The organism is Paraburkholderia sp. BCC1884, from assembly GCF_900996225.1.
Classification (GTDB): domain Bacteria; phylum Pseudomonadota; class Gammaproteobacteria; order Burkholderiales; family Burkholderiaceae; genus Paraburkholderia.
Genome location: NZ_CAAJGL010000068.1, coordinates 1465290 through 1488799 on the forward strand (window position 1 = coordinate 1465290; position 23510 = coordinate 1488799).

The following is a 23510-nucleotide window of genomic DNA, read 5'->3' on the forward strand; positions in this document are numbered from 1 at the left end:
ATGAACAAACAGGAACTGATTGATGCAGTCGCCGCAGCGACGGGCGAAAGCAAAGCGGCCACCGGCCAGACCATCGACGCAATCGTCGAAGCGGTGACCAAAGCCGTGGTGGGTGGCGATACGGTGCAACTGGTCGGTTTCGGTTCTTTCTCGACCGGCGCGCGCGCAGCACGCGTGGGCCGCAATCCGTCGACGGGCGCTGAAATCCAGATCGCTGCAGCCAAGACGGTGAAGTTCACCGCCGGCAAGGCGTTCAAGGAAGCAGTCAACGCGTCGTAATGCAACGCGCCTCGCGCCGGAGCAGCCACGCGCGCCATCGCGGCGCGCGGCGAGCGAGGCATCGGGTGTGAGGAATCACGCGCTGCCCAACCCCGGTGAGCGGTAGGCATCGGAGCTGGTGCGGCGCGTGTGCCTGAGCGGCTCCTGGAATGCGACTGAGTCGCCGCTCCAGGCGCGCGATCAGCCGGCCCGGCGTTTGCGCGTTGCTTCGGCGAGCGTGGCGAGCACCGGCTCCGTCTGCGTCCAGCTGACGCACGCATCCGTGATCGATACGCCATAACGCAGCGGCACGCCGGCCTTCAGATCCTGACGGCCTTCTTCCAGATGACTTTCCAGCATGACGCCGATGATGCGGCGCTCGCGCTGCGAGAGTTGCTGCGCCACGTCCTGCACCACCTCCAGTTGACGCAAATGCGATTTGCCCGAGTTGGCATGCGAGCAGTCGATCATCACCTGCTCACGCAGACCCGCTGATTTGAGCGCCTCGCAGGTTGCCTGCACCGAGGCGCTATCGTAGTTCGGCCCTTTCTTGCCGCCGCGCAGAATCACGTGGGCGTCGTCGTTGCCGCGCGTTTCGAAGATCGCGGCCATGCCCATCTTGGTCATACCCATGAAGGCGTGACTCGCGCGCGCGGCGACGATCGCGTCCGCCGCGATCTGCACGCCGCCGTCCGTACCGTTCTTGAAGCCGATCGGGCAGCTCAGCCCCGACGCCAGCTGACGATGACTCTGGCTCTCCGTCGTACGCGCGCCGATGGCGCCCCACGCGATCAGATCGGCGATGTATTGCGGACTGAGCAGGTCGAGAAACTCGGTGGCCGTGGGCAGGCCGAGTCCGTTGATGTCGAGCAGAAGTTGCCGCGCGAGGCGCAGGCCTTCGTTGATACGGAAGCTGCCGTCCAGACGCGGATCGTTGATATAGCCTTTCCAGCCCACGGTCGTGCGCGGCTTCTCGAAGTAGACGCGCATCACGATCAGCAGATCGTCCTTGTAGGCTTGCGCCGCGACCTTGAGTTTGTGGGCGTATTCGACTGCCTGGTCGTGGTCGTGAATCGAGCAGGGGCCGACGATCAGCACGAGCCGGTCGTCGCGGCCGTGCAGAATGTCGGCGATTTCCGCGCGGGTCTTCTCGACGAGCGTCTGCACCGAAGGCGGACAGGGCAGTTCATCCTGCAGCAAGGCAGGCGAGATCAGCGGACGTACCGCGCCGATCCGGACGTCGTCGATGCGCGTGGTGTCCTGGGTGGCGTCGGCCGAGCCGACTTCCTGATCGTGCAAAGGATTGTCGATGGCGCTCAAAATAGTCTCCCGGACTTTGGGTGTCGAAGTGGCCTCGCGGCCTGAGTAGGTGAGGGACGTTGCCGTGCTTCGTTGCCGGGATTATGACACTCGCCTGCGCAGGCCGCGACGCCGCGCGTCAGACGCGTTTGATCAACGCCATGGCCGCTGCCGGGTTGCGTTCCTTGAAACCGCTGATCACGTACAGATAGACGTCGCGGGTGGCCGTTTTTGCGGCGGGTTCGGCGCAGGTCTCCAGGTCGCCCGGCGTGGTGCCGCCGGCTAACTGGCGGGCCCGTTCGGCCCATGCATCGAGTGCTTTGGTCGAGTAGCCCTTGGCCTGCTTGTCGGTCGTGCCCATGATGCGGGCGTAGACGAAGGGCGCGGTGAGGTCGGCGATCTGCGGATAGTCGCTGTCGCCCGCGAGAACCACGGCGACTTTGTACTGGCGAGCGAGCGCGATGAATTCCGGCGTCTGGAAAGTTTCGTTGCGTACTTCGACGGCGTGCCTGAGTTTCTGTCCTTCGATGCTTGCGGGCAGCAACTTCAGAAAAGCCTCGAAATCTTCCTTGTCGAATTTCTTGGTGGTGGCGAATTGCCAGTTGATCGGGCCGAGTTTCTGTTTGAGCAGCAGCACGCCGCTCGCGAAGAAACGCTCCATCGTTTCACCGGCATCCGCGAGGACTTTGCGATTGGTCGCGTAACGCGGGGCTTTCAGCGAAAAGACGAAATCGTCCGGCGTTTCCTGATACCACTTCTCATAACTCGACGGTTTCTGCAAGCCGTAGAACGTGCCGTTGATTTCAATCGACGTGAGGTTCTTGCTCGCGTATTCGAGCTCGCGGCTTTGCGTGAGATCTTCGGGATAGAAGACACCCCGCCACGGTGCATAAGTCCAACCGCCGATGCCAATGCGGATACTCGGGTTTTTAGATGTTTTCGCGGTGGGCACTTGGGGTTCTCCTTCGGGCTTCGCAGGCAAGCGGTAGCTTGGCGCTATTTATCTCCGCAAGACGCATTCCCCTCGACACGTGCGGCCGCTTCGAAGCGCCGGTTGGCCTCCGCCACTTCGGCGCGGAACTGCTGCAGCGCATTGTGCGCCAGGTCGGGCGGCGTGAGCGCGGACCACAGCACGTCGATCAACTGATCCGCCGTCGCCTCGATGTCGATATGCCGGTTCGCGAGCGTGGCGTCCCATAGCACGTGCTCCATCGGGCCGAACACCATCGAACGTAATAGACGCAGGGGCATGTCGGCGCGAATCTGGCCGCTTTCCTGTCCCTGAGCCAGCACGCGCATCAACGGGGCGGTGTAGCGGCGTTGCAGTTCGGTCAGCGCCTCGCTCAATTCATGGTGCCGCGCGCGTCCTTCGGACAACACCAGCGCGCACAGGTCGGTGCCGTTCACCAGCATCAGGCGCAAATGCGTGCGCACGATGAAGGCGAACTGCTGGCGCACGCTGCCGTCGCGCGGCAGGCCGGATTCGATGGCTTCGATGATCTCGTCGTACCAGTCGCCGATGACCCGCGCGCACAACTCGCGCTTGCCGCGGAAATAGCTGAACACGGTTGCCTCGGAAATGCCCAGGCGTTGCGCGATCTCGGCGGTGGTCGCGCGCTCGTAGCCTTTTTCGGAGAATACGTCGCGGCCCGCCTGAAGAATTTCCTTCACGCGTTGCTGCGACTTGCGCCCGGCCGGCTGACGGCGCGAGACGGGTAGTTCGGCCTTCAGGGTAGCCGTCATATGAGTCCAGTTCAGATTTGTTGGGCAAGCCGGCGTTTGACTTCACCTGGATGAGCCCGATATGCGCGATGCTAGCACGCTGGAAAGCCTTTGGAGCGGGGCACTCCATTTTCTGAGTAACACTCAAAAATACCTATTGACGCTTACGTAAATCTAGCGTGAAATGCGCCTTGAACGTTTCGCGCCTCGTGCGGGGCGGCGAGGCGGCCCACAAGGCCGCGGCCGTCCGCGAGGCCGAATCCGGACCCGCCGTCGCCCACCCCGGTTGACCGGCCGCCAACGAACTCTGGAGACACAGCAATGAGCAACCTGCCCGGTTTGCAATTCCCGCTCGGCGAAGAAATCGAAATGCTGCGCGACAGCATCGCGGGATTCGCTGCCAAAGAAATCGCGCCGCGCGCGGCGGAAATCGATCGCACGGATCAGTTTCCGATGGACCTGTGGCGCAAATTCGGCGATCTGGGCGTGCTCGGCATGACGGTCTCCGAGGAATACGGCGGCGCGAACATGGGCTACACGGCGCACATGATTGCAATGGAGGAGATTTCCCGCGCCTCGGCTTCGGTCGGTCTCTCCTATGGCGCGCATTCGAATCTGTGCGTGAACCAGATTCATCGCAACGGCACGCAAGCGCAAAAGCAGAAGTATCTGCCGAGGCTAGTGTCGGGCGAACATATCGGCGCGCTGGCCATGAGCGAGCCGAACGCCGGTTCGGACGTCGTCAGCATGAAGTTGCGCGCCGAGAAAAAGGGTGACCACTACGTGCTCAACGGCACGAAAATGTGGATCACCAATGGTCCGGATTGCGACACGCTGGTGGTCTACGCGAAAACCGATCCCGAAGCGAATTCGCGTGGCATTACCGCGTTTATCGTCGAGAAAGGCATGAAGGGCTTCTCGGTGGCGCAGAAGCTCGACAAGCTCGGCATGCGTGGCTCACACACGGGCGAACTGGTGTTCCAGGACGTCGAAGTACCGGAAGAAAATATTCTCGGTCAGTTGAACGGTGGTACCAAAGTGCTGATGAGCGGCCTCGACTACGAGCGCGCCGTGCTCGCGGGCGGCCCGACCGGCATCATGGTCGCGGTGATGGACGCGGTCGTGCCGTATATCCACGATCGCAAACAGTTCGGTCAATCGATCGGCGAATTCCAGTTGATTCAGGGCAAGGTGGCCGATCTGTACACCACGTTGCAGGCCTGCCGCGCATATCTGTACGCGGTGGGTCGTCAACTCGACACGCTCGGCAAGGAGCACGTGCGCCAGGTGCGCAAGGACTGCGCCGGCGTGATTCTCTACACGGCGGAAAAAGCCACGTGGATGGCCGGCGAAGCGATTCAGATTCTCGGCGGCAATGGCTATATCAACGAGTATCCGGTCGGCCGGTTGTGGCGCGACGCGAAGCTGTATGAAATCGGCGCGGGCACGAGCGAAATCCGCCGCATGTTGATCGGCCGCGAACTGTTTGCTGAAACGGCTTGAGCGCAAGCCCATCAATCGCGGCAACTGGAGAAGACTCGCAATGCCGATCATCGAATCAAAACTGAATCCGCGCTCGGACGATTTCCGCGCCAATACGGCGGCGCTCGAAGCCGTGGTCGCCGATCTTCGCGCGAAAGTCGACAAGCTCGCGCTGGGCGGCGGTCAGGCCGCGCGCGACAAGCACACCGGCCGCGGCAAACTGCTGCCGCGCGATCGGATCGCGCAACTGCTCGATCCGGGCACGCCGTTTCTGGAGTTCTCGCAACTCGCGGCTTACGGCATGTACAACGACGACGCGCCCGGCGCGGGCGTCATCACCGGCATCGGCCGGATCGCGGGACAGGAGTGCGTGATCGTCTGCAACGACGCCACGGTCAAGGGCGGCACCTACTATCCGGTCACCGTGAAGAAGCACGTGCGGGCACAGGAAATCGCCGCCGAAAATCATTTGCCCTGTGTGTATCTGGTCGACTCGGGCGGTGCGAATCTGCCGAATCAGGACGACGTGTTCCCCGATCGCGACCACTTCGGCCGCATCTTTTTCAATCAGGCGAATCTCTCGGCCGCGGGCATTCCGCAGATCGCCGTGGTGATGGGCTCGTGCACCGCAGGCGGCGCGTATGTGCCGGCGATGAGCGACGAGTCGATCATCGTCAAGAATCAGGGGACGATTTTCCTGGGCGGCCCGCCGCTCGTGAAAGCCGCCACCGGTGAAGTGGTGAGCGCGGAGGACCTCGGCGGCGGCGACGTGCATACGCGTCTGTCCGGCGTGGTCGATCATCTCGCGCAGAACGATGCGCATGCGCTGGGGATTGCGCGCAGCATCGTCGGCAATCTGAATCGCACGAAGCAGGTGCCGGTGGCCTTGCAGGAACCGAAGCCGCCGCGCTACGACGCGAAGAGCATGTACGGTGTGATTCCGGTGGATACGCGTAAGCCCTTCGATATCCGCGAGGTGATCGCGCGGCTCGTCGACGACTCCGCTTTCGACGAATTCAAGGCGCGTTACGGCACGACGCTCGTTTGCGGTTTCGCGCATATCTGGGGGCATCCGGTCGGCATCATCGCGAACAACGGCATTCTGTTTTCGGAGTCGGCGCTCAAGGGCGCGCACTTCATCGAACTATGCTGCCAGCGCAAGATTCCGCTCGTATTCCTGCAGAACATCACCGGCTTCATGGTGGGCCGCAAGTACGAAAACGAAGGCATTGCGCGTAACGGCGCGAAGATGGTGACGGCGGTAGCCACGGCGAAGGTGCCGAAGTTCACGGTGATCATCGGCGGCTCGTTCGGGGCGGGCAATTACGGCATGTGCGGTCGCGCTTATTCGCCGCGCTTCCTGTGGATGTGGCCGAATGCGCGCATCTCCGTGATGGGCGGCGAGCAGGCGGCCTCCGTGCTGGCCACGGTCAAACGTGACGGGATCGAAGGCAAAGGCGGCGCGTGGAGCGCCGCAGAAGAAGAGGCGTTCAAACAGCCGATCCGCGAACAATACGAGCATCAAGGGCATCCGTATTACGCGAGCGCGCGTCTGTGGGACGACGGTGTAATCGATCCGGCGCAAACCCGCGACGTGCTCGGTCTGGGCCTTTCTGCAAGCATGAATGCGCCGATCGAAGACACGCGTTTCGGCGTGTTCAGAATGTGACCGGGCGCGACGCAACGCCACCACGCGCAGGAGCTGCCACGATGCAATACGAAACACTGACCGTCGAATTCGCAGGACAGGTCGCCACGGTCACGCTGAATCGCCCGGACGTGCGCAACGCGTTCAACGAAACGATGATCGCCGAAGTGACCTCGGCCTTCACCGCGCTGAACACGCGCGACGATGTGCGCGCCGTCGTGCTCGCCGCGACCGGCAAGGCGTTCTGTGCCGGCGCCGATCTGAACTGGATGAAGAAAATGGCCGGTTACTCGGACGACGAGAACCGTGCCGACGCCATGTTGCTCGCGAACATGCTGTCGTCGATCTATCGCTGCAACAAGCCGGTAATTGCACGCGTGAACGGCGACGCCTACGCGGGCGGCATGGGCCTGATCTCCGCGTGCGACATCGTGGTGGCAGTGGAGAGCGCACGCTTTTGCCTCTCCGAAGCGCGGCTCGGGCTGATTCCGGCCACCATCGCGCCGTACGTGATTCGTGCTTTGGGCGAGCAGGCCTCGCGCCGTTATTTCACGACCGCCGAGCAGTTCGATTGCGCGACGGCGTTCCGTCTCGGGCTCGTCAGCGAAGCGGTCAGCGCGGAGCAACTCGACGCTACCGTCCAGCAGATCGCCGACACGCTCTGCGCGAATGGGCCGCAAGCGGTGCGGGCCTGCAAGCAACTGGTGCAGGACATTGCCGGCCACGAGCTGAACGCGGCCATGATCGAAGACACCGCAGCGCGTATCGCGCGCACGCGTGCCGGCGCGGAAGGCCGCGAGGGCGTCGCATCGTTCCTCGAAAAACGCACGCCGGCCTGGCGCAATTGAATCGCAGCACCCTTCATCGAGACACTTCATGTTCAACAAGATCCTGATTGCCAACCGCGGCGAGATCGCGTGCCGCGTGGCCGCGACCTGCAAGCGGCTCGGCATCGCGAGTGTGGCCGTCTATTCCGATGCGGACGCCAACGCGAAACACGTGGCCGCCTGCGATGAGGCGGTGCACATCGGCGGATCGACGGCGGCGGAAAGTTATCTGCGCGTCGAGCGCATCATCGAGGCCGCGCGTGCCACGGGAGCGCAGGCGGTGCACCCCGGCTACGGCTTCCTGTCGGAAAACGAAGACTTCGCGAAGGCGTGCGAAGCGGCCGGTCTCGTCTTTATCGGGCCGCCGGTCGAAGCGATCGCTGCAATGGGTTCGAAGGCCGCCGCGAAGGCGCTGATGCATGAGGCAGCCGTGCCGCTCGTGCCGGGCTATCACGGCGACGACCAGGACCCGCAACTCCTGCATCGCGAGGCGGACGCGATCGGCTATCCGGTCCTGCTCAAGGCAAGCGCGGGCGGCGGCGGCAAGGGCATGCGGGTGGTCGAGCGCAGCGAGGATTTCGCTGCGGCGCTGGCCTCGTGCAAACGCGAAGCGGCAAGCAGTTTCGGCAACGATCGCGTGCTGATTGAAAAGTATCTGACGCGGCCGCGTCACGTGGAAGTGCAGGTGTTCGCCGACCGTCACGGCGGCGCGGTCTATCTGTTCGACCGCGACTGCTCGGTGCAGCGTCGTCATCAGAAGGTACTGGAAGAGGCGCCGGCACCGGGCCTGTCGGCTGAGATCAAGCGGGAAATGGGCGAAGCGGCGGTGGCCGCTGCGCGCGCGGTGAATTACGTCGGCGCGGGCACCGTCGAATTCATCATGACCGGCACGGGCCATTTCTACTTCATGGAGATGAACACGCGCCTGCAGGTCGAGCACCCGGTCACCGAAATGGTGACGGGCCAGGACCTGGTGGAATGGCAACTACGGGTCGCCGCCGACGAGCCGCTGCCCCTCACGCAGGAACAGATCAAGCTCGACGGTCATGCGATCGAAGCGCGTATTTACGCGGAACATCCGGCGCGTGGCTTCCTGCCTTCCACGGGCACGTTGAAGTATCTGCGCATGCCGCAAGGCGTGGAGTTCGTGCTGGGCGAGTCGGGGCGCAAGGCGGCCGTGCGGATCGACAGCGGCGTGCGCGAAGGCGACACCATCACACCGTTTTACGATCCGATGATCGCCAAGCTGATTGTCCACGGCGCCACGCGTGAAGAAGCACTCGCGCGTATGAGCCGCGCGTTGCGTGCGTGCGAAGTGGTCGGCCCGCATACGAACGTCGAATTCCTGCAACGCATTGTCGCGAGCGAGCCGTTTGCCACCGGCGATCTGGACACGGGTCTGATCGAGCGTCATCACGACGCTTTATTTGCGCCGCTCAAAAAACCCTTCAAGGAAGCGCTCGCGCTGGCCTGCGCGGCCTTGCTCACGCGCGAAGGCGGCACGGCACATGGCGCGTCGCCGTGGGATGCGTTGTCGCACTGGCGTCTGAATAGCGGCTATACGCAAACGCTGGGCTGGCGCAATCTCGACGACGAAAGCGTTTTCACGGTGAGCTTTGCACGCGACGGCGCCACGCAAACACTCGAACACGATGGCATGCGTGAAGAGTTCACATGGTCGGCTGCGACTGGCGATCACGAATATCGCGCCACCATCGGCGATGCACGCGTGACCGGCCGGGTGTTCGTGGACGGCGATACGTTCCACGTGTTCTGCCTCGGCGAAACCCTGGCGTTCGAGTGGCAGAACCTGCTCGCGCACGCAGCGGATACGGAAGGCGGCGAAGGCCGCCTAACCGCGCCGATGCCGGGCAAGGTCATCGCCGTGCTGGTCGAGCCGGGCGCCGTGGTAGAGAAAGGCACGCCGCTGATCGTGATGGAAGCCATGAAAATGGAGCACACGATCGGCGCGCCGGCGGCGGGTACGGTGGCGGAGGTCCTGTATGCCGTGGGCGATCAGGTCGCCGATGGAGCGCAGCTTCTGGTGCTGGACGTCAAGTCCGCGTGAGGGTCACGCGAGGCGCGTATAGCCGACGGCGCGCGCTTCGTTTTCCAGTTGTTCGATGCGGCTGTAGTCGATAAGCGGCAACGACGAAAAACCCTTCAAACGCAGGCGTTTTGCGCGGTCGGGGCGCAGGGCGACGGTTTCGTTCAAGGCTTCGCGTAGCGCTTCGACGGTTTGCAACGGGACTGTATCCGACGCGATCAGCGGTAAGCCCGGCGCGGTTGCCGTCACGCCGATCTGGCGCACTTGCCGGGCGAGTTCCGGCATTTCATCGCAGACGAAGGCAAGGGTGACGCAATCGATCGCCGCGACGTCCGCGTGATTCTGCGCCACCGCGCGCAGCGAGCCGAGATGCGAACCGGTGCGCAACACCGAGCGGAAGAATCCGCCGCCGCGGGAGAGCGGCGCTACCGCGTGGCGGAACACATTCATGCCGCTATTCGAATCGTCCTGATTGTAGGCGGCACGTGCGCCGCGGCAGTCCGCGAGCGTCTCGAACGGGGCGTCCGCGCGCGTGACCAGCACACTTGAATAATCCGCGCCCTCGCAGCCGGGCGCATCGAAGCGCGGCGTTGCAATGAGCTGGACCTGGGCGTGCAAGCCGTGCATCAGCGGATAACCGCACGTCTGCGAGATCAGGACATTGGGGCGTCGCCAGAAGCCGTGCAACTCCTCGTCCGGCTCGACGATGCGGCATGCGGGCTTGACCATGCGCAGCACGTCGCCGAGCCACGCGCGCCATTCGAAGGCGAGGGCGGGCGTGACGTTGTACATCGGCAGGGCGGCGATCCAGGTCATGGCCGCGATTCTGACATGATTAATGTCTGATCATTCGGAATTCATCGAGACCGAGACGCACGGGCTCAGTCGGTCTGAAGGTCCATTTCTGCGCGGCCACCGTGAGGATCTCGAGTTGCGCGTCTTCGAAGGCGACGAGCAGATCGCGCTTGCGTGTGCTCGTCGCTCCGCAGAACGTGACGAGTGCGTCCGCGCTGACTTCGAAAATCTGCGCGCGATCGTCGTAACACACCCGGAACGCGACGGTGGCGCACTCCGTGACACAGGGCCGAAACCCTTCATCGACATAAACTGACATGGCGATCTCCCTACGCACGTCCGAGATGTCAGGATGACAAACCGAAAGGCGGCCGTATGTGGGAGAGCCAGCATTGGCAACGAATCCCGTCCGGAAATCGAGTATCTCCCGCACAATGCGCGCTACCGGTTCCGCCAGATTCTATGCAGCAGGCGCAAGGCCGTGCATCGACGCCCGCCACTAATTGACGAGATCGTCCAGGCGCTCGTCGTCGATGCCCGCAGGCTCGAGATGGGCGACGACATCGGCGCCCTGAAATAGACGCTGTACCGCTTTTTCGGCGTGGTCGCCAATCGTGTGTCCTGCCTCGACCGTGAGCGAGCCGTCCACTTCCACATGAAACTCGACGAACACGCGATCTCCGCCGTTGCGCGTGCGGATATCGTGCACCCCTTGTACGCCGTCGCAACTTCGCACGGCGGCTTCGATGCGCACGCGGTCCGGTTCGTCCAGTTCACGGTCGAGTAGTTGGAACAATGCCTGTTGGGCCATGCCGCGCGCGTTCCACAGCATATAGGCCGAGATCGCCAGCGCGCCGATCGCGTCCGCGCGGCTCCAGCCGAGAAAACGATCGAGCAGAAGGGCGATCAGCACCGCAATATTCACGGCGACGTCCGTCACGTAGTGAGCCCGATCGGCAGCGATCGCGGTCGAGCCGGTTCGCTTCACCACCAGCGTCTGCATGCCCACGAGCCCGGCTGCAACCAGCGAACTGCCGACGATCACCGCTATCCCGAAGCCAGTCTGGTTCAGCGCCTGCGGCACCATCAGGCGTTGGACGGATTCGATGCCGAGCCCGATCGCAGCACCGGCAAGCAGCAACGCCTGCACGAAGGCCGCGACAGCCTCCGCCTTGCCGTGCCCATAGCGATGCCCGCGATCCGCCGGCCGAGCGGCGTAGCGCACGCCCGCAAAAGTCACTGAAGAAGCAACCACGTCGACCAGTCCGTCCGCGGCGGATGTCAGCAGCGAAATGGAGCCCGTAGCCAGCCAGGCCCATACCTTCACGACCACCAACGCCAGCGCGACTGCGAGCGCCACCACGGAGGCCATGCGTCGCAGGGCTGCGTCGGACATACCTTCGGACATCGTTTCGACCTCGTTCGCCAGGACCATCGGATGAGCTTTCGGATCCAGCGCGGCCGCGTAAGCGAGCGACGCTTTTGCCAGCATCATACCGAGTGTCGTGGCTGGCACGAGCAGTGGAATTCTTCCGTCGCCCATCTTTGGCGGCAGGGCGATATGGCCAATAGCATCGACCGACCCGCCGAAACGGGCCCGGAATCACGCCGACTTTTGATCGAGGTAATGGGAAGCCTGCGGAATCGATTGATCGCCAGCGATGGCATCGCCGTGTATGGGATGAGCCACAGCGGTGAATACGAAGTTCTTGATCCATTCGCCATAACCCTGGACCAGAAAACCGCCCGAGCGCGCGATGTACTGCTCGCGGGACGCTTCATAGACCCGCCGCAAAGCGAACCACGGCACATGCGGCAGATCGTGATGGATGGCGTGGTAGTTGTTGTTCAAAAAGAGCAGGCGCCAGAACCATCCTGCCTCGTTGATGACCGTGCGGTGCTCATGAGCATGCGCCACGCGATGCTCCTGAAACGAGCGGATCGAGCCGAGCGACAGCGCACCGTAACCCGCGCCGATCACGAAGACCCACGCCGGCATGCCGCACACGCGCTGCAACCAGGTCGTCAGCGCGGCTAATGCGACGAAATGCGCAAGCCATACCGGCACCTCGCGCCACTCGCCGCGTCTGATTTTGCCGAGCGCATCCATCGCTGTGCCCGCGATGGCGAACGCCGGCCCAACCAGCAGACGCCCAATCAACGTATTACGCAAAACCAGCAGCGCGCGCACCGGTGCCCCAGTGCGTTGCCACACCGGCGCACTGACGAAATAGCTTTCCGGATCACGCCCCGGATGCGTCAGATGCGGGTCGTCGTGGTGCCTGAGATGGGAATCGCGGTAGATGCCATACGGAAACCAGACGGCGAGCGGCGCAAAGCCGAGCAGGGCGTTGACGACTGGCGAGCGCGTCGGATGGCCGTGCAGCAATTCGTGTTGCAGGGACATGTACCACGCACCGAGCACGGCCAGCAGGAGCGCGCTTAGCGGCAGGCCGAGATCGCGTGCATGCGTCGCGACACCGAACCAGGCGCCGTATATCGTGACGATCAACGCCCAGGTGGGCCATTGCGTGCGCCATGTCCAGCTGGATGCCAGCCTGCTGATGGAATTGCGTTGTGTGTCGTCGAGATAAATCGCCATGGACGGAACGGGTCGTGAAGCATGTTGAGACCGATCCTACGGAACCCCCGAGCGCGCCCGAACCATTTTGTTGAGCAATGCATCTGCTCAATCGTGCTTAGGCGCGGTACATGGGCGGGGACGCGCGCGCGCCGTGCGGAATTTTACCGGGCGTCGGCCACGCGGCATGCGTGATCGAGCAGACCTTCGGCCGTGCCGCTGCCGTCGTTCACGTCGATGCCGCTATTCACGATCAGCCAGCCGTCCTGCGTGGCGGACGGTCCTGCGCCCGTTACCAGAATGGTCTGCGTCGCCATGGTGTCGGCGCCGTGGTTGTCGCGTGCGACGAGGCGGAACGGATTGTCGTCGTGAGCTAGCGAGGTGACGCGCATGATGCGATAGCGGTTGCCATCCAGCGTGTCCCAATGCCACTCGCCCGGCGTGTCGTGGGCGTGACGCGCGAGCGCATCGCCGATATCGGTGCGCATGCAGTCGATGTGAATATGCAGCTGATTTTGCGTGCGCCGATAGGCCGAGTTGATTTCGAGTCCCAGCTGATTGTCGGGCAACGTGCGCTTGACCGACTTCTCGACATAGAGGCGCGCGTCCCACGCGTCGACCCAGTAGTCCTTCGCTTGCGGCGCGAGGATCAGCGGACTTTCGATGCCGGTAATCCGGTCGGTTGGAATCAGCAGATGCTGCGAGCGTCCCACGATGTCCTTGAGGATCGCATAGCGCTTGTCGAGATCGACGGTGGTGCACTGGCCAGGGGTGCCGGTGGCCTGTTGCGACGGCACGCAGCGCAGGTCGACGATTTTCCACAGCGCCTCGGAATCGACCGCCGCGAGGCGCGCGCAGGCGCTGGCTGCGAAGGCGATGGCGAGAACTGCGGCCCATTTGACGCTACGGCGTGAGAAAGCGTGCCGCGAGGGCATCGGTGTCGGTGTGGTCATCGGCACGAAGAGTTGAATTGTTCTGGCAGAGTGTCCAAGGCTGGGGAACGGCTTCACAGCACCGGCGCGGGCAGTACGCCCAACAGCGCCTCGAACGCCACACCGATCGCGAGCAGGCGCCGGTCTTCGCCGAGCGGGCCATCCAGTTCGAGGCCGACGGGCAGGCCGCTCGCGGTCATGCCGGCCGCCAGCGAGAGCCCGGGAATGCCTGCGGTGCTGGCCGGATCGGTATTACGCAGGAACGCGTCCATCGTATCGAGCGAAGGCGCGCCGTCGATCGACACCGTCGACGAGCCGTTCAGTTCGTCGATCGGCACGGCGGCGAGGCGCGTCGTCGGAAACAGCAGCGCGTCGAGGCGCGCGTCGGAGAAAGTCGCGGCCATGTAGCGCTGCAAACGGGGCCGCCACAGATTCAGCGCCGCTTCGTAGTGCGCGCCGAGCACGTCGCCGAGCACACCGTCGTAGATCGCGCGCACGTCGGGGCTCGCAATGCGGGCGGCCAGATCGGCGACGCTCTGCACCGGCGCGTCGTTGGCGACGAGCCAGGCGAGTACGTCCTCGCGCGGTTCGTGAATCGCGATCGGACCGCCGACCATGCCGTTCAGCTGCTCCAGTTCGCTCATCGGCAGCGGCACGAAAACCACGCCGGCCGCGTCGAGCCGCTTGAGCGCGGCGCGCGCCACGTCTTTCACCTGGCGTTCGAGCCCTTCCCACAACGGATCGGGTAAGCCAATCCGCAGGCCGTTCAGCGCGAGCGTCGGCAATGCGTGATCGCCGGTGATTACGCCGTCGAGCAGCGCGATATCGGCGACGGTGCGCGCCATCGGACCGACCGTGTCGCGCGTATGGCTGATCGGCACGACAGCATCGGGATCGTGATAGCGACGTTCGGCGCCGCCGTTGCCGACCGATGGCCGGAAGCCGACCGTACCCGTCAGCGCCGCCGGAATGCGCGTCGATCCGCCCGTGTCGGTGCCCAGTCCGGCGGGCGCGATGCGCGCGGCGATCGCAGCGGCCGTGCCGCCGGACGAGCCGCCCGGTATCAGGCCAGGATCGTAGGGATTGCGCACCGGGCCGGCGTGCGCCGCGAGGTTCGTGCTCGTGATGCCGAACGCCAGTTCGTGCATGTTGGCTTTGCCGAGCACGATCGCGCCGGCGTCGATGAGCCGTTGCACGGAAGGGGCATTGGTCGCCGGCACGAAGCCTTCGAGCGCGGGCGTACCTGCGGAGGTCTGCAGGCCAGCCGTGTTGATGTTGTCCTTCACGACGATCGGCAGGCCCGCCAGCGGCAATTGCGCTTTCGCTTCGGCGGGCAAGGCGTCGATCCGATGCGCGGCGGCGAGCGCACCGTCGAGATCGAGAACCGTGAGTGCGTTGAGGCTCGAGAGCGCGGCCGCACGCGCGAGCAGCGTGGCCACATAGTCGGCGGCTCTGAGGCGCCCGGACTGGATCGCGGCGACGGCTTCGGTAGCGCTCAGCGCAAGTTGTGCATCGACGGTCCACGTCATGGCCGGCGGCTCCTTATCGGACTGAAGGTGTCGCCCATTCTGGCACAACCGCCCCAACCACGACGCCGCGACCTCGTTGGCACCTGCTGGTGCCTGTTACTGGTGGTTATCGATCCACATGCGTCCCCAGCGGAACGCGTAGGCCAGCGCGTGTTCTTCGTCGAAGAAGTAATCGAGGGCGTCGAACGAATACGCCTTGGGGTGTTGCGGGCTGGTCTGCTCGATGGTCAGGTTGGCGGCGAACAGTCCGTTGGGCAACTGTTGTGCGGCCGGTGCGACTTCGTAACCCTTGTAGCGAATATGTGAATTCATGATCATGACAGTAGGTAGTCCCGCGTGCGTGGCGAGTACGTCGGCCCTGGGACGCACTCGGGTTGCGTCGTGTGGCCGGTCGATCAGCGGGTACGGTCAAGCGTAGGCCGCGCTGCGCAGCGGGTGAACCAATCTTTCGTCGAATGCAAATCAGCGGCGCTCGGGAACGGTCTTCAGGAGCCGGGATCGGAACATAGGCGCTGTGTCGTTCGAACCTGTCCCGCAGGACGTGCTCGTGCAGACACTATCCGGCGCATTGGCAAATCGATCTGTTACGTGGCGCACGGTTTGCCCCAACGCGAGGACCAACGCCGACGCCGTGGGGCCGCTTGTGCGGCGCCACGGCGATCCTGCGCTGAAACGAAGGGAAGATCAGACCGCGTGCAGGAGTCGGGCGGGTTGTGACTGATCGAATGGCTCGCTGGCTGCCGCATTGGCCGGCGTGCGATGCGCATTGAAGGCCAGCGCGAATTGCGCGGCCTGCTGACCGACGGTGGCGAGTTGATCGACCACCTTGGGATCGGAACAGGTGTCGACGGTTTCGAAACGCGTTTCCAGCGTATTGATGCCGGCGCCGAACGGTGTCGGCCAGCCGCGCAAGGCGTGGACGATCGAGCGCAGCGACGTGAGCACCGAACCGGCCGCTTGCCAACCATACGCGGTCACGATGCAGCCGACCGCGCGGCCGTCCAGATACGGACGTTCGTCGGCACGCAGTTCTTCGAGCGTGTCGAGCGCGTTCTTGACGAGGCCGGAGACGCCGCCGTGGTAGCCGGGCGTGGCGATGATCAGCGCGTCCGCGTGACGCACGGCTTCGATTAGTTCTAGTTGCTCGTCGGTACGCTGGGGATGGTCAGGGGCATAGTGGGGCAGGCTATGCAGGAATTCGCCGCCGAACAGGCGGGTGGTCGCACCGGCGGTTTGCGCGCCGCGCAACGCGAAGCCGAGCGCGCGTTCGGTCGACGAGGCAGCACGTGTCGTGCCGCCAATGCCGATCACCAGCGGCCGACGATGTGAGTCGAAACGGGTCAATGCAATGCTCCTTCGGTAGCGGCTCACGATGCGCTGGCGCGGGGCTGCGCGCAGACGAACCGGGGCGAACCGGACTTTGAAGTGTCATCTTAATGACCGCGGTGCGGCGAGCGAAGCGACTTTTTGTTCTAACGATATAACCGTGTGAGGACTACGAGGACGGCGCGGCCGCCTGGGTCGCTTCACGATAAAGCCGTTTTTCGCATGCTACGATGGTCCGCGATGCGATTCACCGCGAGGTCGAGCAAGCCATGGCAACTCTTTATGACACGCTCGGTGTGCACACGCATGCCACGGACGAGGAAATCAAGCGGGCCTACCGCAAGGCCGCGATGAAGTGGCATCCCGATCGGAACGGCGGCGCGGAAGCGGTGGCGCGCGCCACCTTCCAGGAGATCAAGGACGCCTACGCAATCCTCTCCGATGCCGCGCAACGCAAGGTCTACGACGCGGTGTACGCCGAGCAGATGCGCGGCTGGGAAGCGCAGCACGCCCGTCGACAGCAGGCGCAAGCCGAACGAGAAGCCGCGGCGCGGGCCGCCGACGAAGCGGCCTACGCGCAGATGGTCTCGCTCGCCATGCGTTTCGCCGACGAAGGCCACAACCGCGATGTCGTCTTCGGCGTGTTGCTGGGGCGTCGATGCGAGGCGCGCCGGGCCGCGCAGATCGCGGACAGCGTGGCGGCGTTGCAGGCGTCGCGCCGTGCAGCGGCGGTGGCTGAAGCGACTGCAGACGCAGGCATCGATGTCGACGCTGCGGACGCCGCCGATATGTCGGCCCGAGCCGGCGCGGCATCGACGAAAGAAAACGCTGCCGATCACGACGCCGCCGGCGCTCGCGCCAGCCACGGCAAACGCGAAGAAGCCACCGCGAGCGACACGCATCCCGCCGGCGCGCTGAGCGGGCTCTGGTTTCAATTTCTGAACGGTTTGCGGTTTTAACCCGCTTCGATACATCAGGCCAGTTGCTGGACGATTCGTGAGAGCTCGGCGGCAAGTTCGTCGATATAAGGATCGTTCAATCCGCAATCCGCCAGCGCGTGTTGCAGCTTGAAGACGTACTCCCGGTTCGTGCCGAACAGGCCGCTTGCCACCGCCATGAGCGGCGCAATGGCCGATGCGTGCGCGTCGCGTTCGTAATGCCTGTGATCCGTCTCGGCCACGAACGCGATCGCGCTGATTTGCGTGCCGTCTTCGAGCGTGACCGATGCCCAGGTCGGCCGATAAGCGCCCGTCACCATTTCGCGGATCCACAGGATCCGCAACTCTTCTTCGAGCGTGGCGCCGCACAGGCGCAGCGCCACGCCCTGTGTGCTGCCGCCCTGTTCCAGCGCGAGCATGCGACCAGGTTGCTCGGGTGTGCCGCGACCGGCGATCAACCGGATGCTGAAACTGCGATGCCAGCCGTGCAAGGTCGCGATACGGCGGCAGTCGAACTCCGAGACCGGATTCCACAGTAACGAGCCATAGGCGAACACCCAGACGTCGTCGTCATGGGGACGTTGCCGCATGGTTTGCGCGAGCGAAGCGTCGATACGCGCCTGCGTCCAGAGCAGATCTTTCGGCAGCGAATCAAAACTTTCGAGGTAAGCGCCCGAGCTAATGGCGTTTCTGTTCAGCATCCGGTGAGCCCTGTCGTGGGGTGTCGCACCCTTGGCGGCCATGGCCTGGGCGCAACAAATCAGCCTCAGTATGAACGCCCGGGTCGTCGGGATAAATCCGTCTGAGGGAAATTGTGCGTCGCCAGAAACGCGACAATCCGGGCGATCCGGAACAATTTCGATTGCCGCGTTTCAGGCCGCTCACTCCCGACACGCAAGCTGTTTATTCGCCGCGAAGCCGCCAGCAGAATGACGTCGTGCCGCTGCTGGCCGCCACGCTCGCGCGTCGGGCGCTGGCGGGCGAGGACCACAGCGAGGCCGAGCAATCGTCCGTTGTGTGAGGAATGGGGCCTTGGCCGGTAGACCATAGACCTAGACGGATTTCAGATAGGGCGTCGGCTTCAGCGTTCGAATCCGGACTTCTAGAATCAAACAGGCATCCCCCGTTTCACTTTCCCTGCGCTGCGATTCCCTTGAGGCACGACCGCCATGATCACCTTCATTTTCGTCGTCGCTGCGGCGGCGTTCGTTCCCTACGTTGCGACGCCGGGTATCGTCAACGGCGTCAAGGCACTCGCGCCAAAGCCGTCGGCGATGCAATACGAGAGCACGCCCGCGCCGGCTTCACGGGCGAGCGATGCCGCCAATCGTCTCGTCTCCGGCCAGCCCGTCAGCGACGCTTCGGTCTGAAATCCGGCGGTGGCGCAGTCGCGTGAATGACAGCTTAATGAAAGGATATGTCCTGCGCTGGTATGCTTTCGACCAGCGCAATGCGTGTTGTCCGTGTGTCGGCAACCTGGTGCAAATTCCCGTGGCGCGAGAAATTTGAACATCGTAGTGTCACGAGGACGCAAGACTGGGTCGGCAGAATACAGACAGAAGCAAAAAAACACGGTACGGGGTGAGCGTGACCAGAAAATATAAAGTGCTGTTTCTCTGTCGCGAGAATTCGGCACGCAGCATCATTGCCGAAGCATTGCTGAGAGAACTGGCGGGACACCGGTTCGACGCGTTCAGTGCAGGGCCTGAGCCTGCCGCGCGGATTCATCCGTTTGCGCTCGCGCAATTGCGCCCTGGCGTGTCGGAGATCGAGATACTCAGCCCGAAAAGCTGGCTGGAATTTACCGGCGAGTGGGCGCCGCGCATGGACCTCGTCGTTGCGATGGAGGAGTCCGTGGCGGGTCAGCACGTGCCGGTATTTCCCGGGCAACCCGCAACGATTCACTGGAATTTCGCCGATCCGTTAATGGACCGCGTGTCTGAAACGGATCGTGAGCGTCTTTTCGGCAAAGTGTTCTGGCAGATCGTGCGACAGGTGAGCGCGTTCATCGAATTGCCGAAATACGCCCAGCCGCCGCGCGATGCCGGTGCTCAGGTCACGCATGGCGTGACCACCTGCGACGCATAAACCTTGCACGGCGTCCGATCCAGCTTGCCTACGCCAGAACTGTAACGGCGACCCGGTTCACTGAGAGGCTTTCGCCGTGCTCATCGTGTCGTTCTGCGACATTGGTTGCATCGTGCTGCCGCTCGAGTCCATCTTCGACATCGTGCTGCCGGGCATTGGGTCGAGTGGATTCGCGACCGGATCGCCCCAATGCGTCATACCCGCCGTGGCAGCGCTGTGCGCATTACCGCCGCCCGTGCCGCCATTGCCGTTGCCGCCTTGTGCAAAGGCCGCACCGCTTGCCAGCGATAGCGCGGCGACGCCGCCCAGCATGATTTTCAGCATTGATTTGCGCATGACATTTTCTCCTTGCGAGCTCATCAGGCGGTGAATCGCTGCGAGCTGGACATGTGCCGTTCATGAGTGCCATGACCGGTTCTCAGAGACAACGCCTTATTGCGCTGCCCTGACCGGATATACGGCGGGCAAGGGAGTCTGGATGCAAATACTTGCGGGCTGGCGGTTCGCTTAGCGGTTATTCGAACGCGCGAGCGGACTGCCTGCGAACGGGTCGTTTTGCCAGTCCACATGCTTTTTCGGCTGCGGCGCGGGCGCCGTTTTCGCCGCCAATTCGAAGTGGTCGATTGATTGACCTGCGCTGATCGCCTGTTTGAGCCATTGGGGCATCTCGCCCTGGCCGTCCCAGCTATCGCCCGTTGCACTGCGGTAGCGTTCAGCTTTTTGCGCTGTGGGCTCGGACGCCAGCACGGCAGCAAGGTCTTCTGGATCGATACCAAACTCTTCCATGCGGTGGCGGAGATACGCAATCATGCTATCTCGCTTCCTTTCGTCCATAAGATATTCGTCCTTCTAAAGCGTCCGGCGTTCTGTCAAAGTCGGATTGCAGGGGGAAGCCGCGAAAGCATCGACCCCTTTAAGTGGGCCGGCTCGCGCTCGGTTATTAATCGAAGGAAATTCCACGGGCCCCGTTAGATAACGTTGCTCCATAAATCGCGTTTCAGTCTTTTTCCGACAAGTCTCGCAATCAGTGAACACTCAGCGATATTCAAACACTGCGCCGTGCGGCAGATGTGGCTGCATAAGCCTGATGGCCGCAAAGGAGGAAAACACTGGTGACGATGCGCTGTTTGCGAACGGTCGGTTTCATTTCCACGCTCCGTCTCTCGCCGGGTTTTGCATGGTGCCGATTTTTCACGTTATGCCAGCATCATAGCGCACTGCGCGGAAAAATCGCGCGCCGATGCACCTGATTTTATTTACGCCTGCCACTGCGCTCGGTATGCAAGGCATGTTGCAGCGCGCCGAAATGGCGGAGATTGAATTCCCTGCCGGCCGAGCTATAACAAAACTGCGGAGTGTGAATCCGCAATTCCAGAACTGGATAGACCGGCTCCAGCGCGCCGTCATGGTGCGGCCGACATCGGTTGCAGGTCTGGCAACCCGTTATTCGTTTAGTTCGGTGACTCCGTGCGGCAGTGAGGCGTTCGCGTCGACTCGGCCTTTTCCCGGATCGGTCGACCTCGCGTTTTTTGCGGATCAGATTGTGAAGAGGACGAAAACTGCTGCGCCGGATTCAAGGAGTCTGGACATGAAATTACGTTTATGGATAGCAATCGCAAGTGCCGTTCTGCTGCTGGTGCCGGCGAGTGTCATCGCGCTACAAACGGACGGCGCGCAGAACGCCGGTATGTCGGGCAGCGCAACGATGCAACAGAACGCCAACGAATCGGCTCAGGCCACCACCGACATGTCGTACGGTGAGAGCGTGGCGCCTGCCACCGCAGTGCGCGACGTGTCGTATGGCGGGGTGACGGCGGGCCAGTCGCAAATGGGCGGCCCGAGCGGGCAGTCGTGCAATACCGGCGTGCAATGCAAGGTCTATTTTGGTCACTGACCGGTCGAACGAAGGGAAGACGGCGCATCCATCATCCGCGCTGTCTTCCGTTTTACCTTCTTTGTCGCTTTCCAGTTAGGCCAGCGCCATAGGGCGCTGTGCGTGATCGGCAAAGTCGTGGTGACGCGTCGTCATGGCGTTCACATCCTGGGGCTGTTCCGCCGATTCGGTACGCTGCGTGAAATCGCGAAACTCGTCGAGCAGCGAACGCCACGAGCCGTGCCAGCGCGTTTCCCTGATGCAGCTTCCCGACGGGTCCGCAATGCGCAACACGCCGTTGTCGGGATAGAACGTCAGCGTGACAGGCATGCCTTCGATGACACAGGTGGCGGTGCAGGGGCGGGTCGTGACCATGATGATCGATGTCCTTGGGGTAAGCGTCAGTGAGAGTCTGTAAAACACTGACGGCTGCTTCAGCAAACCGCGTGCCCGTGTAACTTTCGCGTCGCGCTCATTCTGTTGTCGTTCTTGTCGCGCAGAATGCTCTTGATCCGCGATGCAAAAGCAAAACGCGACCGTGGGATTTTGCAAATCGAATACCCCCACGCGCGACTGCGATTTTTCGCAATCGTCAGCGAGCGAATTAATACGATGCTAAGGTGTCTGCCATTCAGGTGCTCGATCGATGATTCCCCGATTGCGATAAAAGCAGGCACACATGGCCTGCTTTTTTAATCGAACAACAATCTGCGGACGCAAACATTCGGCGAGACCGCTCCAATCCCACCCGTTGTTGAGTAACCCGCGAACAATACTATGTTGATTGAAGAGACTTTGTCGGCGAGCACAGCCTCGTCCGACGACGACACCTCGTCGTCCCTGCGGGCCTGGCTTGCGGTCGTGGCCGTTGCCATCGGCGCTTTTGCCTTTGTCACGACGGAGTTCCTGCCGGTCGGTCTCTTACCGCGCGTGGCGGCCGATCTGGGTGTGTCGCCCGGCACGGCGGGATTGATGGTGACCGTGCCTGGGATCATCGCGGCCATCTCGGCACCGGGTCTGATGATCGTGGCGGGGCGCATGGATCGGCGGCGCGTGTTTCTGCTGCTCACGGCCTTATTGCTGGCATCGAATCTGATCTCGGCGTTTGCGCCGGGTTTTCTCGTCATGCTGGTCGGCCGCGCGCTGCTCGGCGCAGCCCTGGGCGGATTCTGGACCCTCGCCACGGCCGCTTCGGGACGCCTCGTGCGGCCTAAAGACTCGGCACGCGCCATGGCAACGATCCTGACCGGCGTGACGTGCGCGACGGTGATCGGCGTGCCGCTCGGCACATTCATCTCGAGCTTCGCGTCGTGGCGCGCGTCGTTCATGGCGACTGCCGTGCTCGTTGCGATCGCGCTCGTCGCGCAGTTTTTCCTCGTACCGTCTTTGCCTTCAACCGCGGCACTGCGCGTGCGCGATCTGGTCACGCTGCTGCGGCGTCCGCATCCGCGTCGCAGCATGCTGATGGTGGCGCTCGTGTTCGGCGCGCACTTTTCCTCGTACACGTATGTCGCGCCGTTCCTGCTGCGCAATGCCAGCTTCAGTATGCCGACCATCACGTGGATGTTGCTCGGCTTCGGCATCATCGGCTTCTTCTCGAACTTCGCGGTGTCGTCCACCGTGACGCGCAATCTGAAGTTGTCGGTCGGCACGATGATTTCGTTATTGATGTTCGCGCTGGTGTTGCTGCCGCTGCTGCAGCACTCGCCGCTCGGCGTTCTGGCGTTGGTGCTGATGTGGGGCATTGCCTTCGGTGCGCTGCCGCTGTGCTTCAGCATCTGGATTCAGCGCGCCACGCCGGATGCGCCGGAAGCCGGCTCGGCGCTATTCGTGAGCATCATTCAGGTGGCGATTGCACTGGGATCGCTGGTGGGCGGCCAGGTGGTCGATCATGTCGGTATTTCCGCCGACTTTCTGTTCGGCAGCGGCCTTGCTCTCCTGGGTCTGGCGGCATTGGCGAGCTTCGGGCGCAGCGAACAGAGCGTTGCTTCGGCAGCGGTTGCTTGCCCCGCATGCACTGACTAGTTTGAGCAGGATGCCCTCAGCTTGTCATGCTGTTGAATTCGCCAGAACCACCATTTCCATTGAATTTGCATTAAAAAATCCCCCGATCCACATTTGTTATCGCCTCCTCCAATACTCGGATTGTTAGCGCATCGCCCTGC

26 protein-coding genes are annotated in these 23510 nt (G+C 63.0%); 11 read left to right on the forward strand and 15 right to left on the reverse strand.

What is annotated here, in order from left to right; translation table 11 throughout:
• Complete coding sequence (locus FQ705_RS13295) at positions 1–279, forward strand: HU family DNA-binding protein (RefSeq protein WP_006049832.1); 279 nt, start codon at positions 1–3, stop codon at positions 277–279.
• 180 nt (positions 280–459) lie between these two features.
• Here the strand turns inward: FQ705_RS13295 and FQ705_RS13300 are convergent, their stop codons facing one another.
• The 3 genes from FQ705_RS13300 to FQ705_RS13310 form a co-directional block, all read right to left on the reverse strand.
• Positions 460–1578, reverse strand: a complete 1119-nt coding sequence (locus tag FQ705_RS13300; RefSeq protein WP_144141486.1) for a 3-deoxy-7-phosphoheptulonate synthase — start codon at positions 1576–1578, stop codon at positions 460–462.
• A gap of 118 nt (positions 1579–1696) precedes the next feature.
• Positions 1697–2509 carry a DUF72 domain-containing protein gene (locus FQ705_RS13305; RefSeq protein WP_186307849.1) on the reverse strand — a complete coding sequence of 271 codons (813 nt, stop codon included), beginning with the start codon at positions 2507–2509 and terminating at the stop codon, positions 1697–1699.
• Between the two features lie 44 nt (positions 2510–2553).
• Positions 2554–3300 carry a TetR/AcrR family transcriptional regulator gene (locus tag FQ705_RS13310; RefSeq protein ID WP_144141490.1) on the reverse strand — a complete coding sequence of 249 codons (747 nt, stop codon included), beginning with the start codon at positions 3298–3300 and terminating at the stop codon, positions 2554–2556.
• Positions 3301–3600: 300 nt separating this feature from the next.
• Between FQ705_RS13310 and FQ705_RS13315 the strand changes: the two genes are divergently transcribed.
• The 4 genes from FQ705_RS13315 to FQ705_RS13330 are packed head-to-tail and all read left to right on the forward strand — an operon-like array spanning position 3601 to position 9304.
• Positions 3601–4782 carry an isovaleryl-CoA dehydrogenase gene (locus FQ705_RS13315; protein ID WP_144141493.1) on the forward strand — a complete coding sequence of 394 codons (1182 nt, stop codon included), beginning with the start codon at positions 3601–3603 and terminating at the stop codon, positions 4780–4782.
• Positions 4783–4822: 40 nt separating this feature from the next.
• On the forward strand, positions 4823–6430 hold the full coding sequence (locus FQ705_RS13320; RefSeq protein ID WP_144141496.1) for a carboxyl transferase domain-containing protein: 1608 nt from the start codon (positions 4823–4825) through the stop codon (positions 6428–6430).
• Positions 6431–6471: 41 nt separating this feature from the next.
• Positions 6472–7257 (forward strand): enoyl-CoA hydratase/isomerase family protein, encoded by a 786-nt coding sequence (locus tag FQ705_RS13325; RefSeq protein WP_144141498.1) that lies wholly within the window; start codon positions 6472–6474, stop codon positions 7255–7257.
• Positions 7258–7285: 28 nt separating this feature from the next.
• Positions 7286–9304: an acetyl/propionyl/methylcrotonyl-CoA carboxylase subunit alpha gene (locus FQ705_RS13330; RefSeq protein WP_144141501.1), complete on the forward strand. Its 2019-nt coding sequence runs from the start codon at positions 7286–7288 to the stop codon at positions 9302–9304.
• Positions 9305–9307: 3 nt separating this feature from the next.
• Here the strand turns inward: FQ705_RS13330 and FQ705_RS13335 are convergent, their stop codons facing one another.
• The 8 genes from FQ705_RS13335 to FQ705_RS13370 all read right to left on the reverse strand — a co-directional run bounded on the left by FQ705_RS13335 (position 9308) and on the right by FQ705_RS13370 (position 16464).
• On the reverse strand, positions 9308–10099 hold the full coding sequence (locus FQ705_RS13335) for a phosphate/phosphite/phosphonate ABC transporter substrate-binding protein (protein WP_144141504.1): 792 nt from the start codon (positions 10097–10099) through the stop codon (positions 9308–9310).
• Positions 10100–10118: 19 nt separating this feature from the next.
• Complete coding sequence (locus FQ705_RS13340; protein ID WP_144141507.1) at positions 10119–10397, reverse strand: DUF1488 family protein; 279 nt, start codon at positions 10395–10397, stop codon at positions 10119–10121.
• A gap of 180 nt (positions 10398–10577) precedes the next feature.
• Positions 10578–11573 (reverse strand): cation diffusion facilitator family transporter, encoded by a 996-nt coding sequence (locus FQ705_RS13345; protein WP_260854472.1) that lies wholly within the window; start codon positions 11571–11573, stop codon positions 10578–10580.
• Between the two features lie 108 nt (positions 11574–11681).
• Positions 11682–12680, reverse strand: a complete 999-nt coding sequence (locus FQ705_RS13350; protein WP_144141510.1) for a fatty acid desaturase — start codon at positions 12678–12680, stop codon at positions 11682–11684.
• A gap of 143 nt (positions 12681–12823) precedes the next feature.
• On the reverse strand, positions 12824–13612 hold the full coding sequence (locus tag FQ705_RS13355; protein WP_144141513.1) for a CDP-diacylglycerol diphosphatase: 789 nt from the start codon (positions 13610–13612) through the stop codon (positions 12824–12826).
• A 53-nt stretch (positions 13613–13665) separates the two neighbouring features.
• Positions 13666–15120 (reverse strand): indoleacetamide hydrolase, encoded by a 1455-nt coding sequence (gene iaaH, locus FQ705_RS13360; protein WP_144141516.1) that lies wholly within the window; start codon positions 15118–15120, stop codon positions 13666–13668.
• 96 nt (positions 15121–15216) lie between these two features.
• A complete protein-coding gene (locus tag FQ705_RS13365; RefSeq protein ID WP_144141518.1) occupies positions 15217–15432 on the reverse strand; it encodes a transcriptional regulator in 216 nt (71 codons plus the stop codon).
• Between the two features lie 372 nt (positions 15433–15804).
• Entirely contained in the window at positions 15805–16464 is a 660-nt protein-coding gene (locus FQ705_RS13370) for an NADPH-dependent FMN reductase (RefSeq protein ID WP_144141521.1), read from the reverse strand.
• A gap of 251 nt (positions 16465–16715) precedes the next feature.
• Between FQ705_RS13370 and FQ705_RS13375 the strand changes: the two genes are divergently transcribed.
• Positions 16716–17405 (forward strand): J domain-containing protein, encoded by a 690-nt coding sequence (locus FQ705_RS13375; RefSeq protein ID WP_144141524.1) that lies wholly within the window; start codon positions 16716–16718, stop codon positions 17403–17405.
• A gap of 14 nt (positions 17406–17419) precedes the next feature.
• Here the strand turns inward: FQ705_RS13375 and FQ705_RS13380 are convergent, their stop codons facing one another.
• Positions 17420–18085, reverse strand: a complete 666-nt coding sequence (locus FQ705_RS13380) for a gamma-glutamylcyclotransferase (RefSeq protein WP_144141527.1) — start codon at positions 18083–18085, stop codon at positions 17420–17422.
• Positions 18086–18198: 113 nt separating this feature from the next.
• On the opposite strand from FQ705_RS13380, the gene FQ705_RS13385 reads away from it, so the two are divergent.
• The 3 genes from FQ705_RS13385 to FQ705_RS13395 all read left to right on the forward strand — a co-directional run bounded on the left by FQ705_RS13385 (position 18199) and on the right by FQ705_RS13395 (position 19472).
• On the forward strand, positions 18199–18405 hold the full coding sequence (locus FQ705_RS13385) for a hypothetical protein (RefSeq protein WP_144141530.1): 207 nt from the start codon (positions 18199–18201) through the stop codon (positions 18403–18405).
• A gap of 148 nt (positions 18406–18553) precedes the next feature.
• On the forward strand, positions 18554–18754 hold the full coding sequence (locus tag FQ705_RS13390; protein WP_144141533.1) for a hypothetical protein: 201 nt from the start codon (positions 18554–18556) through the stop codon (positions 18752–18754).
• Positions 18755–18971: 217 nt separating this feature from the next.
• Positions 18972–19472 (forward strand): arsenate reductase ArsC, encoded by a 501-nt coding sequence (locus FQ705_RS13395; RefSeq protein WP_144141536.1) that lies wholly within the window; start codon positions 18972–18974, stop codon positions 19470–19472.
• A 57-nt stretch (positions 19473–19529) separates the two neighbouring features.
• On the opposite strand, the gene FQ705_RS13400 is transcribed toward FQ705_RS13395, so the two are convergent.
• Positions 19530–19808 carry a hypothetical protein gene (locus FQ705_RS13400; protein WP_144141539.1) on the reverse strand — a complete coding sequence of 93 codons (279 nt, stop codon included), beginning with the start codon at positions 19806–19808 and terminating at the stop codon, positions 19530–19532.
• A gap of 171 nt (positions 19809–19979) precedes the next feature.
• Complete coding sequence (locus FQ705_RS13405; protein WP_144141542.1) at positions 19980–20306, reverse strand: H-NS family nucleoid-associated regulatory protein; 327 nt, start codon at positions 20304–20306, stop codon at positions 19980–19982.
• A gap of 754 nt (positions 20307–21060) precedes the next feature.
• On the opposite strand from FQ705_RS13405, the gene FQ705_RS13410 reads away from it, so the two are divergent.
• Positions 21061–21366, forward strand: a complete 306-nt coding sequence (locus tag FQ705_RS13410; RefSeq protein WP_144141544.1) for a hypothetical protein — start codon at positions 21061–21063, stop codon at positions 21364–21366.
• A gap of 75 nt (positions 21367–21441) precedes the next feature.
• Here the strand turns inward: FQ705_RS13410 and FQ705_RS13415 are convergent, their stop codons facing one another.
• A complete protein-coding gene (locus tag FQ705_RS13415) occupies positions 21442–21720 on the reverse strand; it encodes a hypothetical protein (protein ID WP_144141547.1) in 279 nt (92 codons plus the stop codon).
• Between the two features lie 402 nt (positions 21721–22122).
• On the opposite strand from FQ705_RS13415, the gene FQ705_RS13420 reads away from it, so the two are divergent.
• A complete protein-coding gene (locus FQ705_RS13420; RefSeq protein ID WP_144141550.1) occupies positions 22123–23370 on the forward strand; it encodes an MFS transporter in 1248 nt (415 codons plus the stop codon).
• Positions 23371–23510 lie beyond the last annotated feature (140 nt).